Consider the following 14467-nt stretch of genomic DNA (forward strand, 5'->3'; position numbering starts at 1 on the left):
CCATGGAGGCGACACTCGACGTCGACTACCTGGTCGTCGGCGCCGGAGCGATGGGCATGGCGTTCGTCGACGCCCTCATCGCGGCCGCGCCCGAGGCCACCGTGGCTATCGTCGACCGCCGTCACGGTGCCGGGGGCCACTGGCTGGACGCCTACGGATTCGTGCGCCTGCACCAGGCGTCCGCGTTCTACGGCGTCGCCTCCACGCTCCTCGGCGGCGGACGCGTGCAGGCCGAGGGGCCGGAGCAGGGACTGCACGAACGTGCGAGCGCGGCCGAGGTGAGCGAGTACTACGCCCGGGTGCTCGCACGCCTGGTCTCGACCGGCCGCGTCGGCTTCCACGCCCGCAGCGAGTACCTGGGCGACCGGCGGTTCGTGTCGCTGCTGAGCGGCGTGCGGTTCACCGCGCCGCACGCCCGGGTCGTGGACGCGCGGTACCTGTCGCCCGACATCCCCGCCCTCACTCCCCCGCCGTTCGCGGTCGACGCCGGCGCCCACACGATCGCCGTCAACGACCTGGTGCGCACCGGGCACGCCCCCGCGCGCTACGTCGTCGTCGGAGCCGGCAAGACCGCGACCGACACGTGCGTATGGCTGCTCCAGGGCGGCGTCGCGCCGAACGCCATCACGTGGGTGCGCCCGCGCGACCCGTGGCTGCTCAACCGCGCGGTCGTGCAGCCCGATCCTGCGGTCTTCCTCGGCATGGCCGCCGACACGATGGCGGCGGCGGCCGGTGCGGCGAGCCCCGACGACGTCTTCTTCCGGATGGAGGATGCCGGGATCATGCTGCGCATCGACCCGACGGTGGCGCCGACCATGGCCAAGACCCCGACGCTCGCGACCTGGGAGCTCGAGCTGGTCCGCACGATCGACGACGTGATCCGGCGCGGGCATCTGCTCGCCGTCACGCCCGGCCGCCTGGTGTTCGCCGACGGCGATGTGCGCGTTCCCGCCGACACGCTCGTCGTGCACTGCGCCGCCGAGGGTCTGAAGTACCCGGGCCTGCGCGCCATCTGGACCCCGGAGGCGATCACGCCTCAGCCGGTCCGGGTGGGCTTCCCCTGCTTCGGCGCGGCGCTGGCCGGACACGTCGAGGCCACGCGCGGCGACGACGCCGAGAAGAACCGCGTGTGCCGGCCGTCCCCGTACTCGAACACGCCGGCGGACTGGGCGACGATGCAGGTGCTGGGCGGCGACGCGTCACTGGCGATGACCGCCGAGCCGGACCTGCGCGAGTGGTCGAACACCCTGACGCTCAACCCGTTGCGGGTGCCGCCCGATCGCGCCGACGACCCTGCGGTCCTCGCCGCCCGCGCGCGGCTGCGCGAGCACATCGGCGCCGGGCGCGCGCGTCTCGCCGAGTTCGCTCGGCAGGCGTGAGGGCGCCTCCGCGGCGGCGGGTCAGTCCCAGTCGAGGTATTCCTCGATGATCACCGCGGTCTCGACGGGGTGCGTCATCGGGAAGAGGTGCCCGCCGCCGGTGATCGACTTCAGGCTCGCCCGCTCGGGCGCGGTGGCCTGCAGGCGCTCGCCGTGGGCGGTCGGGGTGACGTCGTCCTCGGATCCCTGGATGATCAGCACCGGGATGACCGGCGCGAGCGGGATCTCCTCGTCCTCGACGCCGAGCAGCAGCAGACCGTTGACGCGGTCGGCGTGGGCGGCGGCGAAGGCGCGCGCGACGGTGCCGCCAACGCCGTGCCCGCCGACCCATGCCCGCTCGATGCCGAGGCGGTCGAGCACGGCGGTCACGTCCGTCACGCGCTCCTGCGGGCTCTCCACGTCGTCACGGGAGCCGACGCGCACGATGTGGAAGCCCGCCTCCTCGGCGAGGTAGTGCGCCACGACGCCCAGCGCGTCCTTCTCGAGGTCGTGCTCGGGGATCAGCACCAGCGCGATGGGGCCTTCGCCGTCCACCACGTACGGGATCGCCAGGTCGTTCGCTTCGGGGGTCTGGGTGTCGGTCACGGTTTCGGTCCTCTCGCGGATCTCTCGTCAGGGGGGCGGCTCGCCGCGCTCGCGCGACGCCGCGGAATCGGCGCTCGGCGCTCAGACGTTGAAGCGGAACTCGACCACGTCGCCGTCCTGCATGACGTAGTCCTTGCCTTCGAGGCGGGCCTTGCCCTTCGCGCGGGCCTCGACGACGGAGCCGGTCGCGACGAGGTCGTCGAACGAGATGACCTCCGCCTTGATGAAGCCCTTCTCGAAATCGGTGTGGATCACACCGGCCGCCTGCGGAGCCTTCCATCCCTTGCCGATGGTCCACGCGCGGGCCTCCTTCGGGCCCGCGGTCAGGTAGGTCTGCAGGCCGAGCGTGTCGAAGCCGATGCGGGCGAGCTGGTCGAGGCCGGACTCGTCCTGACCGGTCGATGCGAGCAGCTCCGCGGCATCCTCGGGGTCGAGGTCGATGAGCTCGGACTCGATCTTCGCGTCGAGGAACACCGCCTTGGCGGGGGCGACCAGTTCCTCCAGCTCGGCCTTCCGCGCGGCATCCGTCAGCACCGCTTCGTCGACGTTGAACACGAAGATGAACGGCTTGGCCGTGAGCAGACCCAGCTCCTTGATGGGGGTGAGGTCGATGCCGGATGCGGACAGCAGGATGCCGCGCTCCAGCGCGTCCTTCGCCTCCTGGGCCGTCGACAGCACGACGGGGTCGAGCTTGCGGCCCTTGACCTCCTTCTCGTACCGCGTGATCGCGCGGTCGAGCGTCTCGAGGTCGGCCAGCTGCAGCTCGGCGTTGATCGTCTCCATGTCGCTGCGCGGGTTCACCGCGCCGTCGACGTGCACGACGTCGTCGTCGGCGAAGCCGCGCACCACCTGCGCGATCGCGTCGGCTTCGCGGATGTTCGCGAGGAACTTGTTGCCCAGGCCCTCACCCTCCGACGCGCCGCGCACGATGCCGGCGATGTCGACGAACGACACCGCGGCGGGCAGGATGCGCTCGGAGCCGAAGATCTCGGCGAGCGTGTCGAGCCGCGGGTCGGGCAGGTTCACCACGCCGATGTTGGGCTCGATCGTCGCGAACGGGTAGTTCGCCGCGAGCACCTGGTTCTTGGTGAGGGCGTTGAAGAGGGTCGACTTGCCGACGTTCGGGAGACCGACGATTCCGATGGTGAGAGCCACGGGCACCCAGTCTAGTTGGCGTCGCCGCGGCTTCCCGCCGGCGCTACCCTCGCTGGGCGGCCACGTCGACGCCGACGAGGGGGTACAGCTCGCGCAGCCCGGCCACCGCCGTCGACGGGCGGTCGTCGGGCTCGACGGCGCCGCCGCCACGGTCGATCCACACCGGCAGCAAGCCGGCGCCTCGCGCGCCGTCGATGTCGGCGACCAGGTTGTCGCCGACGTGGAGGGCCTCCTCGGCGCTCACGCCGAGCCCGGCCAGCGCCATCGCGAAGATGGCGGGATCGGGCTTGTGGACGCCGTGCTCGCCCGAGACGATCACCACGTCGAAGGCGCCCTCGATCCCGGTCGCGCGGAGCTTCGCCCGCTGCAGGGCGCTCGGCCCGTTCGTGATGAGCGCGAGCCGGATGCCCTTCGTGCGGAGGGTCCGCAGCACCTCCGCCGACTCCTCGTAGAGACGGAAGGAGACGGCTTCGATCTCGGTGTGCAGCGCGAACGCGAGCGGCGCGGCCGCGGCATCCGTCACTCCCACCTCGCTCAGCGCGCGACGCCAGACCTCCGTCGGCACCGCTTCGGGTGCGACCAGGCCGGCCAGCCACGCGTCGCCCACCTCGGGCCAGTAGTCCCACCACACCCGCTCGTTGGCCGCGGCGAGCGCGTCGGCATCGACGCCCGGGTAGCGCTGCGCGAGCTGAGCGGCGACGGCGCGCACGACGCCGTCGACGTGGTCGTCGCGCAGCAGCGTGCCGTCGAGGTCGAAGCACACCGCGCGGATGCCGGTCACGACGCGACCCCGTCCGGGTCGACGCGCCACCGCATGAGCACGTTGCCCGATTCCTCCCACGTCCGCGTCTCGAGGAGCTTGAGCGCCACCGCGGGCCGCGCGTCGAACAGGGGCACACCGGAGCCGGCGATGAGCGGGAAGGTCACCAGGTGCAGCTCGTCGACGAGCCCCGCATGCATGAGGTCGTTCCAGAGGATGCGCCCGAGCAGGATCAGGATGCCGCGTCCTTCGCGCTGCTTGAGCGCGGCGACCTCGGCACGCGAGTCGGTCACACGCACGATCCGGACGTTCTCGTACGGCGAGACGTCGGCCTCGGCGATCGTGTCGGAGACGACCACCTTCTCGATCCCGAGGATGAGCTCGGCGAGCTCGTGGCGGATCTCGGTGGCGTCGGGGTCGTCGCGCACACCGGTCCAGTAACCCAGATTGCCGAGCGTCGACCGGCGCCCGGCCAGCAGCATCGTGCCGGACTCGCGCAGCAGCTCGGCGGTGTAGTGGTCGAACGTGTCGGCCCCGTGGTAGTCGGGGTGCCAGTACTCGAAGAACGAGCCGATGTCGTGGTCGTCGTCTTCGTAACGACCGTCGACGGTGACGAAGTTGCAGACGGTGAGGGTGCGCACCCGCGTCACGCTACGCCGCACCGCCGACACGCGACAGCCCGCGTCACCCGCCGTTGCCCGGCCGCCACCCCGAGGCGATACTGAGGCCGTGGACGAGTGCTGCGCGCCGAACGCCCCGGACGGCTACGACCGCGAGTTCAACGCCCGGTTCGCCCGTCGCCTGGCGCGCGGGTACCGGCGCGACGGCCTGACTCCGAGCGCACAGCTCATCCTGGACTTCGCGGCCACGGTCGGCCTCCACGGCGCAACGCTGCTCGAGATCGGCGGCGGCATCGGCGACATCCAGCTCGAGGCGCTCAAGCGGGGCGCGGCGCGCACCACCAACGTCGAGCTCTCCTCCGCGTACGAGCCCGAGGCCGCGCGGCTCCTCGAGGAGGCCGGCTTGCGCGATCGGGTGACGCGGATGCTGGGCGTCGACCTCGCCGGCACCCCCGAGGCCGTCGAGCCGGCCGACATCGTCGTGCTGCACCGCGTGGTCTGCTGCTACCCGGACTACGAGGGACTCCTCGGCGCCGCGGCAGGACGCGCGCGTCGCGCCGTCGTGTTCAGTCATCCCCCGCGCACCCTGATCGCGCGGGCGTCCGCGCGCGTCATCAACGCCGTCTACAGGGTCATCGGCAACCCCTACCGCGCCTTCGCGCACGCGCCCGACGACATGGTCGCGGTCCTTCGCGGGCACGGCCTTGAGCCCCGCTACCGCGCGGCCAGCGGACCTTGGCAGATCGTCGGCGCCGTGCGCGCGTAGTCCGCCGTGCCGCCGGCGCCCTCAGGGACGGATGCCGCGGAACGCCCGCGTCACGTAGGACACGTCGACGACCTCGACGCCGGCGGCATCCGTGTGCCGTCGCTCGTCGAACAGCTCGCCGACCGACGCGAGGATCGCGGCGCGGTCGGCATCGGAGGCCGTGATGACGTAGCTGCGCGAGGTCACCATGTCGAGCAGCGACGAGCGGCTCATCGTCCGCGTCCACGACCACGTCCGCTCCTCGAGCCCGTCGAACGGGCCCGCGACGCGGGGTCCCACGCCGGCGAGCATCTCCTCCGCGTGGCTGCCGTGCATGGCCGCAGTGAGGCGCGCGACCCACGGATCGGCCTCGTCGCGGATGTTCCAGACCAGGCCCAGCACGCCGCCCGCGCGCAGCACGCGACCGGCCTCCGCCGAGGCCGCGGCCACGTCGACCCAGTGCCACGCCTGCCCGAACACCACGGCGTCGACGGAGGCGTCGGGAAGCGGCATCCGCTCCCCCGTCCCGGCGAAGGTCGGCACACCGTGCACGTGCTCCCGCAGCGCGGCGAGCATCGCGGGGTCGGGGTCGATCGCCACCGCCTCCGCGCCCGCCTCGACGAGGGTGCGGGTGAGCTTGCCGGTGCCGGCGCCGACATCGGCCACGCGGACGGCCCGGCCCGGTTCGCGCACGGGGGCGAGCACCCAGTCCACAGTCTCCCGCGGATAGTCGGGCCTTCCCGCCTGGTACGCGGCGGCGGCGGCACCGAACGACAGCGACATCTCCTCGCGGCTGGCCATGCCCCGAGCCTATGACCACGCATTCGACGCGGCGCGCCTTCCACGGGTCGGGCGGCGCCCGGGTGAGTCTGGAGGCGTGGCACTGGACTTCACCGCGATCGACTTCGAGACGGCGAACTCCAGCAACGCGTCGGCGTGCGCGGTCGGGCTCGTCCGCGTGCGCGACGGCGAGATCGTCGACAAGACCGGCTGGCTGATCCGCCCGCCCGCGGGCCACGACGTGTTCTTCGAGCTCAACGTGCGCATCCACGGCATCCGGCCCGAGGACGTCGCGGACGCGGCGTCGTGGGGCGAGCAGCTCGCCGACATCCGGGCGTTCGCGGGCAGCGACATCCTGGTGGCCCACAACGCCGGGTTCGACATGGCCGTGCTCAAGCGCGCGTGCGATGCGACCGGCGACGAATGCCCGCCGTACCGCTACGCGTGCAGCCTGCAGGTGGCGCGCAGGGTGTACCGGCTGGACTCGTACCGGCTGCCGTTCGTCGCCGCCGAGGCCGGCTTCGCCGACTTCCCGCACCACAACGCCACCGCCGACGCGCTGGCCTGCGCCCACGTCATGATCGACGCCGCCCGCCGGGTCGGCGCTGACGACATCGGGGCGCTCACCGACGCGGTCGGCGTCCGGGTCTCGCAGATCGCCGTGGCGGAGGCGCCCGCCGTCTCCTTCGCCGTCGCGTAGCCGCCTCGGCGCGCGGGCGCGGCGATGTCGGAGGCGTCGGGCACCCTGGAGCCATGGACGCAGTCGTGGTCAGTGTCGTGGTGATCGTCTCCCTGCTCGTCGGCGCGGTCGCGGGCTGGGCGGCGGGCCTCGCCCGCGGCGCCGCGCGCACCGCGCGGGAGCAGTCCGAGCTCATGGCGCGACTGGCCGGCTCCGAGGCGGCGCGGCAGGGCGTGCAGGCGCAGCTCGAGCACCAGCAGCTGCTGTACCGCGAGCTGGCGGGCCAAGCGCGGCACGACCAGGCAGCCCGCGAGGAGCGCGAACGCCGCGAGCAGTCGGTGCTGCGCGCGCTCGCCCCGGTGCAGGAGACCCTCGCCGCCATGCACATGAAGGTCGACGAGCTCGAACGCGATCGCCACACCCAGTACGGCACCCTCGCCGAGCAGCTGCGACGCGCGCACGAGTCCGACGAGGCGCTGCGGGCCACCACCGAGTCGCTCGCCGGCGCGCTGCGATCGGGCAGCACCCGCGGCGTGTGGGGCGAGACGCAGCTGCGCCGCGTCGTCGAGGCGGCCGGCCTCACGCAGCACGTCGACTTCGAGCTGCAGGCATCGATCACGACGGATGCCGGAGCCGGCCGCCCCGACATGGTCATCCGCCTCCCCGGAGACAAGGCGATCGCCGTCGACGCGAAGGTGCCGCTGGACGCGTTCCTGGAGGCCAGCGCCATCCCGCTGACCGCGCAGGGCGCCGAGGCGGCCCGGCGCAAGGGGCTGCTCGACAAGCACGTCAAGGCGGTCCGCGCCCACGTCGACGCCCTCGCGCGCAAGAGGTACTGGGCGGGGCTGTCGTCCAGCCCCGAGTTCGTGGTGTGCTTCGTGCCGAGCGAGTCGCTGCTGGCCGCCGCGCTCGAAGAGGACCCGGCCCTGCTCGACTACGCGTTCGGCAAGCGGGTCGCGCTCGCCTCGCCGGTCAACCTGTGGGCGGTCCTCAAGACCGTCGCCTACACCTGGACCCAGCAGGACGTCTCGCAGGAGGCCCGCGCGCTGTTCGATCTCGGCAACCAGCTGTACGAACGGCTCGGATCGCTCGCCTCCCACGCAGACGACCTCCGCCGCGCGATCGAGCGCACCGTCGACAGCTACAACCGGTTCGCCGGTTCACTCGAGACGCGCGTGCTGGTGAGTGCGCGGAAGTTCCCCGGCATCGACGCGACCAAGCTCGATGCGGTCGGCGAGCCGGCGACCATCGACAAGAGTCCGCGCCGCCTCACCGCGCCCGAGCTGCTCGACGAGACGCTCGATCTGCCGGTCGCGTCCCGCGACGCCGCGGCCGCTCCCGACCCGGCGGGTGAGCTGCCCGAGCACCCGGCCACCATCGCCGAACTGGGCGACGTGCGCGACCGCATCGCCCTCCCCCGGCATGGGGAGCAGCCGACGGCGTGACCGGTCACGGTTCCGCCCGGCGGCGGAGCGAGGTCAGTGCCCGCCGGGCACGAAGCTGAGCAAGAGGATCACCGCGGCCGAGACGCCGACGAACGCGCCGATCATCCACCACGCGTTGATCTCGTGGCCCTCGTCGCGGCGCACGCGCAACAGCACATCGGGCCTGCGGGCCGGGTCGATCGCGTTGGCGACCACGGCGTGCGCGCCTGTCTGAGGCGACGACGATTCACCGGTCGGCTGCGTGGACATCGTCAACTCCTCGCGGGTGGGAAACACTGTCGTGTCTCCATCGACACCACTCCTGATTGTGCCAGAGATCGCCCCCGAACAGGTCACGAACACATCACAGCAGTCACACGTGTCACACCAGCCCCACGGGCACCGCGGCGCTCGTGGTTACAGCCACTTCGAGACGAGGTGCTCCGAGGAGATGCGGCGCAGCGTCCCCGACGCCCCGCGCAGGACGACGCTCTCGGTGTACACGTACCCTCCCTCCCGCCGGACACCGGCCACGAGCGCACCGTCGGTGACGCCGGTGGCGACGAAGATCGTGTTCTTGCCCGTGACGAGCTCATCGGCCTCGTAGACGTAGCCGTCGAGCTTCAGCCCGGCGTCGATGCCGCGCTGCTTCTCGTCGTCGTCACGCGCCCACAGCCGGCCCTGGATGTGGCCGCCGAGAGCCTTGATCGCACACGCCGTGACGATGCCCTCGGGGCTGCCCCCGATGCCCACGCACATGTCGGTGCGGGCGTTGTGGCGCGCCGCGTTGATGCCGCCGGCGACGTCGCCGTCGCTCATGAGGCGGGTGCCGGCGCCGGCCGCACGGATCTCGTCGATGAGCGCCTCATGGCGGGGCCGGTGCAGCACCGACACCACGATCTCGTCGACGGGCTTGTCGAGCGCCTTGGCCAGCAGGCGGATGTTCTCGCCGATGGGAAGGCGGATGTCCACCACACCCACGCCCGCCGGTCCGGTCACGAGCTTGTCCATGTAGAACACGCTCGACGCGTCGAGCATCGTGCCGTGGTCCGAGACGGCGATGACCGACAGTGCGTTGTTGCGACCGGCCGCAGTGAGCGAGGTGCCGTCGATCGGGTCGACGGCGACATCCGCCTGCGGCCCCCGGCCGTTGCCCACGCGCTCGCCGTTGTAGAGCATCGGCGCTTCGTCCTTCTCGCCCTCGCCGATGACGATGGTGCCGTCGAAGTTCACCGTGGTGAAGAAGGCGCGCATCGCATCGACGGCCGCGCCGTCTGCGGCCTCCTTGGCGCCACGGCCGATGAACGGCACCGCGCGGATCGCCGCCGCCTCGGTCGCCCGTACGAGCTCCAGTGCGAGGTTGCGGTCGGGCTGGAGGGGACTCATGTCCGCGGTCAGGCTCACCATGCTGGTCAGCCTAGTCAGCAATGCGACCGCTTCCGCGAAATTTCGCGCTGTCGAACGCGAAGGAAACGGCATTCTTAACGTTCCGTCACGGACCCCCGTTTCCGGACGGTGCCCGGCAGGCGGCATCCTTCTTCCCTCACCCCGCTTCGCTAGAGTTCATGGTGACCCCGCACCGATTTCTAAGGGAGTGCTCATGCCCGTCGCCACCCCGGAGCAGTACGCCGACATGCTGGACCGCGCGAAGGCAGGTGGCTTCGCGTATCCCGCGATCAACGCCGCCAGCTCGCAGTCGGTCAACGCCGTCCTGCAGGGCCTCACCGAAGCCGGCTCCGACGGCATCCTCCAGGTCACGACCGGCGGTGCCGACTACTTCGCCGGTCACACCGTCAAGGCGCGCGCCACCGGCGCGCTCGCCTTCGCGGCCTATGTCCACGAGGTCGCCAAGAGCTACCCGATCACGGTCGCGCTGCACACCGACCACTGCCCGAAGCCGGCCCTCGAGGACTTCGTCCTGCCGCTGATCAAGGCGTCCGAGCAGGTCGTCGCCGACGGCGGCAACCCCATCTTCCAGTCGCACATGTGGGACGGCTCGGCCGTGCCGCTGGCCGAGAACATCGAGATCGCCAAGGAGCTCCTGCCCCGCATGAAGGCGATCAACGCGATCCTCGAGGTCGAGATCGGCGTCGTCGGCGGCGAGGAGGACGGCGTCAAGCACGAGGGCACGAACGACGCGCTCTACACCACCACCGGTGACGTCGCGCAGTTCGTCGAGGCCCTGGGGCTCGGCGAGCAGGGCCGCTACATCGCCGCCCTCACGTTCGGCAACGTGCACGGCGTCTACAAGCCCGGCAACGTCAAGCTCAAGCCCGAGCTTCTCGGCGAGATCCAGCAGGGCATCGCCGAGAAGTTCGGCACCGGCCCGAAGCCGCTCGACCTCGTCTTCCACGGCGGCAGCGGCTCGACCGACGAGGAGATCGCGCTCGCGGTCGCCAACGGCGTGGTGAAGATGAACATCGACACCGACACCCAGTACGCGTTCACGCGCTCGGTCGCCGGCTTCATGTTCCAGAACTACGACGGCGTCCTGAAGGTCGACGGCGAAGTGGGCAACAAGAAGGCCTACGACCCGCGCGCCTGGGGCAAGATCGCCGAGTCGGCGATGGCCGCGCGCGTCGTCGAGGCGACGCAGCAGCTCGGCTCGGCCGGCAAGAGCCTCGGCGCGTAACGCTCCGCAGACGAAGGATGCCTCGACACCTCCGGGTGTCGGGGCATCCTCGCTTTCGGGGCCGGCGCGGGTGCGCGTCTACTGCGGGTCGACGTAGCGGTCGAGCAGCCCCGGCGCACCCTCCGGGCGATACACCACCTCGATCCCGTCTCCGGCCTGCACCCGACCGCCGCGCACGACCCGGAGATAGGGTCCGAGCCGCCGCTCCGCGGAGAAGCGCTTCACCCAGCCGCGCTCGTCGTCCCCGCCGACCCAGCGTGCGAACGTCTGGCACGGCGTACGGGGCATGGTGACCTCGACCTCGACGCGGTCGCCGATGCGCCACCGCTCGCCGATGAGGGCGGCGTTGACGTCCAGGCCCGCCACGCGGAGGTTCTCGCCGAACCACCCCGGCGACAGATCGCGACCGAGCTGGGCCGACCAGTGGTCGGCGTCCTCCTGGGCGTACGCGTACAGCGCCTTGTCGAGCCCGCCGTGGTGCTTGCGATCGGCCTGCACGTCGGCGTACACGCCGTAGGACCCGATGCGCACCGGTCCCTCGACGGGGCCCTTGTCGATCGCCGTCACCCCCACGGTCCCGGCGTCGGGACGCAGCTGACGGACGACGCAGACGGCGACGAGGCGAGGCATCCGCTCATCCTAGTCAGGCACCGCACAGGGGCCGTGGCCGCCTACTTGCCCGGCGACGCCCCAGGCTCTCCGCGGGCGAGGACGCGGTCGTCGGCGACGGCGCGCACCTCGATCGACGCGATGTCGCCGCGGTCAAGCGCCGTGCCGGCGTCCAGGCGCGCGGTCGTGCCGGGGCCGGCGCGCCACGTCGACAGCTCGCTCGTGGTGCCGTCGGTCGCGGTGACGACGAGCACGTAGGGCCACTTCTCGTCGGGGTCGTACGGATCGGCCTCGCCGCCGTAGGTGCACACCATCGCGATGCGGGTGCCCCACGCGACGTCGGTCAGCTCGACCGTCGCCGTCAGCGGCACGTCGGTGACGGGCTCGAGCGCGACCACCGCCTCGGCCGGGGTCACCGGTGTCACCGGGGCGATCGCCGTGGTGACGGCGAACGCGACGACCACGGCGAGCGCCGCCGCGGCAGCGAGCCCGCCGCCCCACGCGATCATGCGGCGCCGTCGCGCGTCGCGGGCGCCGCGCGCGACCAGCCGGGCCCGTGCCGCAGGGTCGGGACCGGCATCCGCCATCGGCTCCAGGAGCGACTCGGCACGCTCGGGGGTGATCCGCGCGAGCAGGCCCAGCGTGGGCGCGAGGTCGGCGATGGCGTCGCGGCACAACGGACACTCATCGAGGTGCGCCTCGTAGCGGCGGCGGTCGTCGGCGCTCAGCGAGCGCAGCAGGTAGGCGGCATCCCAGTCCGCGAAGCGGGCGTGATCCATGCTCATCGCGTCACGCCCCTCTCCTGCAGTGCGAGCCGGAGCGCGCGCAGGCCGTAGTGCAGGCGCGACTTGACCGTCCCCGGCGGGATCTCGAGCTCGTCGGCCATCTCGGCCACCGACAGCCCGCGATAGTACGCACGCACGACCACGGCACGATGCTCCGCCGACAGGGCGGTGAGCGCCTCCTCGACGAGCATGGCCTCGAAGAGCGCATCGGTCGCGTCGGGAGCCGACCGCTCCGGCACGTCCGCGACGTCGATCTCACGCCGCCGCCGCGCGCTTCGCGCTTCGTCGATCACGAGGTGGCGAGCCACGGTGAACATCCAGGAGCGCGCGGTCGAAGGATCCTGCTCGAGGATCTTGGGCGTCCGCCACGCCCGCAGCAGCGTCTCCTGCACGATGTCGTCGGCTCCCGCACGATCTCCGGTCAGATGCACGACGTAGCGCCACACCGGCGCCGCGTGCGCGTCGTACAGCGCTGCCAGGCGCTCCGCGTCACGGCTTCCGACCCGGTCGCGTCCCTCGCTGTCGTGCGGCATCCATCACCTCCCGCAGGAGACACGAGACGCAGCGCCCGCGAGTTCAGGTGACCCGTGCCGCGCCGGTCCCGTACCCGAGTATGGCCCTGCGCGCGGCGTCGCGCGCCGATCGCGCGGCGGCGTGTGTGACGGCGGGGCTCAGCCGCCGGCGCTGGCGACGAGCGCCTGCCACACCGCGGGGTCGTTCACCAGCGGCACGGCCATGAGCATGCCCGCGATCGCGGTGAACAGGATGCCGGCGGTCAGCGGGATCCACCAGCTCAGGCGTCCGCGGCGCATGTTCCACACCGATACGGCCGCCGTCGCGAGCCATCCGAGCGACAGCACGATCACCGCCGCGATCCCCCAGCCTCGCCCGGCACCGGGGTCCGACATCTTCACGTCCACGCCGACGATGGCGAGCATCGTCTCGGCGTACGCCCCGTAGTCGAGGAACGCGGGGATCGACGACACGACGTTCACGAGCCCGTAGGCCAGCAGCGCGAACGTCACGATGCGGTCCACCGCACGGGGCCGGGCGACGCCGACCGGCGGGGCGGCGGGGATGCCGGGTGTCGGCACACCTGCCGCAACGGGCTCCGGCGGGGCCACCGGAGCGATCTGCCACGGCGCGGGCTCCTGGATGCGGGCGCGCTGCTCCTCGGGCGTGGCGTACTCGCCGAACTGGGGGCGGGGACGCGGATCGGGCGCCGCGCCCGCGGACGGGTCGCTCATGAGCGGTTCCGGCCGCCGAGGGCGCGCTCGTCGCGCGTGCCGGCGGCATCCTGTCGGAGCTCCTTGGGCAGGGAGAACATGAGGTCCTCCTCGGCGGTGCGCACCTCTTCGACGTCGCGGTAGCCCGCGGCGGCGAGGTCTTCGAGCACCTGCTGCACGAGCACCTCGGGCACCGACGCGCCACTGGTCACGCCGACGGTCCCGACGCCCTCGAGCCATGCCTGCTCGACCTCGTCGGCGTAGTCGACGCGGTAGGCCGCCTTGGCGCCGTACTCCAGCGCGACCTCGACCAGTCGCACGCTGTTCGACGAGTTCGCCGAGCCGACGACGATGACGAGGTCGGCATCCTTCGCGACCTTCTTGATGGCGACCTGGCGGTTCTGCGTGGCGTAGCAGATGTCGTCCGACGGCGGATCCTGCAGCTCGGGGAACCGCGTGCGCAGGCGCCGCACGGTCTCCATGGTCTCGTCGACCGAGAGGGTGGTCTGCGACAGCCACACGACCTTCGACGGGTCGCGCACCTCGATGGTGTCGGCCTCCTCGGGCGAGTTGACGACGGTGACGTGATCGGGCGCCTCACCGGCGGTGCCCTCGACCTCCTCGTGGCCGACGTGGCCGATCAGGAGGATCTCGTAGTCGTCGCGGGCGAAGCGCACGGCTTCGCGGTGCACCTTGGTGACGAGCGGGCACGTCGCGTCGATGGCGCGCAGGCCCCGATCGGATGCCGCGTTCACGACCGCCGGCGAGACTCCGTGGGCGCTGAAGACCACGTGGGCGCCCTCGGGCACCTCGTCGACCTCGTCGACGAAGATTGCGCCCTTCTGCTCCAGCTCGGTCACGACGTGGATGTTGTGGACGATCTGCTTGCGCACGTACACCGGCGCCCCGAAGCGCTCCAGCGCCTTCTCGACCGCGATCACGGCACGGTCCACACCGGCGCAGTAGCCGCGGGGCGACGCCAGCAGGACCTTCTTGCGCCCCGCCGCGGGGATGTCCAGAAGCGGTTCGCGCCGTCGCGGAACACGCGGAACGGGCAGGGAGACAGCGGGGGTGGTCACGCTCCGATT

17 protein-coding genes are annotated in these 14467 nt (G+C 72.0%); 5 read left to right on the forward strand and 12 right to left on the reverse strand.

Annotation, left to right across the window (positions count from 1 at the left end):
• Positions 1-2 precede the first annotated feature (2 nt).
• Positions 3-1379 carry a pyridine nucleotide-disulfide oxidoreductase gene (locus tag AC1DDU_RS00195; RefSeq protein ID WP_477430618.1) on the forward strand — a complete coding sequence of 459 codons (1377 nt, stop codon included), beginning with the start codon at positions 3-5 and terminating at the stop codon, positions 1377-1379.
• A 21-nt stretch (positions 1380-1400) separates the two neighbouring features.
• Here AC1DDU_RS00195 and AC1DDU_RS00200 read toward each other — a convergent pair whose 3' ends face one another.
• The 4 genes from AC1DDU_RS00200 to AC1DDU_RS00215 form a co-directional block, all read right to left on the reverse strand.
• Entirely contained in the window at positions 1401-1964 is a 564-nt protein-coding gene (locus AC1DDU_RS00200) for an alpha/beta fold hydrolase (protein WP_477430619.1), read from the reverse strand.
• A gap of 81 nt (positions 1965-2045) precedes the next feature.
• Positions 2046-3119 (reverse strand): redox-regulated ATPase YchF, encoded by a 1074-nt coding sequence (gene ychF / locus AC1DDU_RS00205; protein ID WP_477430620.1) that lies wholly within the window; start codon positions 3117-3119, stop codon positions 2046-2048.
• Between the two features lie 43 nt (positions 3120-3162).
• Positions 3163-3900, reverse strand: a complete 738-nt coding sequence (locus tag AC1DDU_RS00210) for an HAD family hydrolase (protein WP_477430621.1) — start codon at positions 3898-3900, stop codon at positions 3163-3165.
• The gene (locus AC1DDU_RS00215; RefSeq protein WP_477430622.1) at positions 3897-4520 is read right to left on the reverse strand and encodes a dihydrofolate reductase family protein; all 624 of its coding nucleotides are present in this window, start codon (positions 4518-4520) and stop codon (positions 3897-3899) included. The genes AC1DDU_RS00210 and AC1DDU_RS00215 overlap by 4 nt, the downstream gene beginning before the upstream one ends.
• 88 nt (positions 4521-4608) lie before the next feature.
• Between AC1DDU_RS00215 and AC1DDU_RS00220 the strand changes: the two genes are divergently transcribed.
• On the forward strand, positions 4609-5265 hold the full coding sequence (locus tag AC1DDU_RS00220) for a class I SAM-dependent methyltransferase (protein WP_477430623.1): 657 nt from the start codon (positions 4609-4611) through the stop codon (positions 5263-5265).
• Positions 5266-5286: 21 nt separating this feature from the next.
• Here AC1DDU_RS00220 and AC1DDU_RS00225 read toward each other — a convergent pair whose 3' ends face one another.
• Positions 5287-6045, reverse strand: a complete 759-nt coding sequence (locus AC1DDU_RS00225; RefSeq protein WP_477430624.1) for a class I SAM-dependent methyltransferase — start codon at positions 6043-6045, stop codon at positions 5287-5289.
• A 76-nt stretch (positions 6046-6121) separates the two neighbouring features.
• On the opposite strand from AC1DDU_RS00225, the gene AC1DDU_RS00230 reads away from it, so the two are divergent.
• Positions 6122-6724, forward strand: a complete 603-nt coding sequence (locus tag AC1DDU_RS00230) for a 3'-5' exonuclease (RefSeq protein ID WP_477430625.1) — start codon at positions 6122-6124, stop codon at positions 6722-6724.
• Between the two features lie 53 nt (positions 6725-6777).
• Positions 6778-8148 carry a DNA recombination protein RmuC gene (locus tag AC1DDU_RS00235; RefSeq protein ID WP_477430626.1) on the forward strand — a complete coding sequence of 457 codons (1371 nt, stop codon included), beginning with the start codon at positions 6778-6780 and terminating at the stop codon, positions 8146-8148.
• A 33-nt stretch (positions 8149-8181) separates the two neighbouring features.
• Here the strand turns inward: AC1DDU_RS00235 and AC1DDU_RS00240 are convergent, their stop codons facing one another.
• Positions 8182-8397: a UDP-N-acetylmuramyl pentapeptide phosphotransferase gene (locus AC1DDU_RS00240; protein ID WP_477430627.1), complete on the reverse strand. Its 216-nt coding sequence runs from the start codon at positions 8395-8397 to the stop codon at positions 8182-8184.
• 147 nt (positions 8398-8544) lie between these two features.
• The gene (gene glpX, locus AC1DDU_RS00245; RefSeq protein ID WP_477430628.1) at positions 8545-9534 is read right to left on the reverse strand and encodes a class II fructose-bisphosphatase; all 990 of its coding nucleotides are present in this window, start codon (positions 9532-9534) and stop codon (positions 8545-8547) included.
• Between glpX and fbaA the strand changes: the two genes are divergently transcribed.
• Positions 9533-10759: a class II fructose-bisphosphate aldolase gene (gene fbaA / locus AC1DDU_RS00250; RefSeq protein ID WP_477433372.1), complete on the forward strand. Its 1227-nt coding sequence runs from the start codon at positions 9533-9535 to the stop codon at positions 10757-10759. The genes glpX and fbaA overlap by 2 nt on opposite strands.
• 78 nt (positions 10760-10837) lie before the next feature.
• Here fbaA and AC1DDU_RS00255 read toward each other — a convergent pair whose 3' ends face one another.
• From AC1DDU_RS00255 to AC1DDU_RS00275, 5 genes are all read right to left on the reverse strand, one after another.
• Complete coding sequence (locus tag AC1DDU_RS00255) at positions 10838-11389, reverse strand: MOSC domain-containing protein (RefSeq protein ID WP_477430629.1); 552 nt, start codon at positions 11387-11389, stop codon at positions 10838-10840.
• Between the two features lie 41 nt (positions 11390-11430).
• Positions 11431-12147 (reverse strand): anti-sigma factor family protein, encoded by a 717-nt coding sequence (locus AC1DDU_RS00260; RefSeq protein ID WP_477430630.1) that lies wholly within the window; start codon positions 12145-12147, stop codon positions 11431-11433.
• A 2-nt stretch (positions 12148-12149) separates the two neighbouring features.
• Positions 12150-12686, reverse strand: coding sequence for a sigma-70 family RNA polymerase sigma factor (locus tag AC1DDU_RS00265; protein ID WP_477430631.1), 537 nt, complete (start codon positions 12684-12686; stop codon positions 12150-12152).
• A gap of 138 nt (positions 12687-12824) precedes the next feature.
• Positions 12825-13400 carry a DUF6264 family protein gene (locus AC1DDU_RS00270; protein WP_477430632.1) on the reverse strand — a complete coding sequence of 192 codons (576 nt, stop codon included), beginning with the start codon at positions 13398-13400 and terminating at the stop codon, positions 12825-12827.
• Complete coding sequence (locus AC1DDU_RS00275; RefSeq protein WP_477430633.1) at positions 13397-14458, reverse strand: 4-hydroxy-3-methylbut-2-enyl diphosphate reductase; 1062 nt, start codon at positions 14456-14458, stop codon at positions 13397-13399. Before AC1DDU_RS00275 ends, AC1DDU_RS00270 begins: the two co-directional genes overlap by 4 nt.
• Positions 14459-14467 lie beyond the last annotated feature (9 nt).

The sequence above is a fragment of the Microbacterium sp. 05T445 genome, assembly GCF_056395865.1.

Coding starts and splice junctions, on each gene's coding strand:
- AC1DDU_RS00195 (WP_477430618.1), top strand. CDS start 3: ATGGAGGCGACACTCGACGTCGACTACCTGGTCGTCGGCGCCGGAGCG.
- AC1DDU_RS00225 (WP_477430624.1), bottom strand. CDS start 6,045: ATGGCCAGCCGCGAGGAGATGTCGCTGTCGTTCGGTGCCGCCGCCGCC.
- AC1DDU_RS00235 (WP_477430626.1), top strand. CDS start 6,778: ATGGACGCAGTCGTGGTCAGTGTCGTGGTGATCGTCTCCCTGCTCGTC.
- AC1DDU_RS00240 (WP_477430627.1), bottom strand. CDS start 8,397: ATGTCCACGCAGCCGACCGGTGAATCGTCGTCGCCTCAGACAGGCGCG.
- fbaA (WP_477433372.1), top strand. CDS start 9,533: ATGCTGGTCAGCCTAGTCAGCAATGCGACCGCTTCCGCGAAATTTCGC.
- glpX (WP_477430628.1), bottom strand. CDS start 9,534: ATGGTGAGCCTGACCGCGGACATGAGTCCCCTCCAGCCCGACCGCAAC.
- AC1DDU_RS00255 (WP_477430629.1), bottom strand. CDS start 11,389: ATGCCTCGCCTCGTCGCCGTCTGCGTCGTCCGTCAGCTGCGTCCCGAC.
- AC1DDU_RS00260 (WP_477430630.1), bottom strand. CDS start 12,147: ATGGATCACGCCCGCTTCGCGGACTGGGATGCCGCCTACCTGCTGCGC.
- AC1DDU_RS00265 (WP_477430631.1), bottom strand. CDS start 12,686: ATGCCGCACGACAGCGAGGGACGCGACCGGGTCGGAAGCCGTGACGCG.
- AC1DDU_RS00270 (WP_477430632.1), bottom strand. CDS start 13,400: ATGAGCGACCCGTCCGCGGGCGCGGCGCCCGATCCGCGTCCCCGCCCC.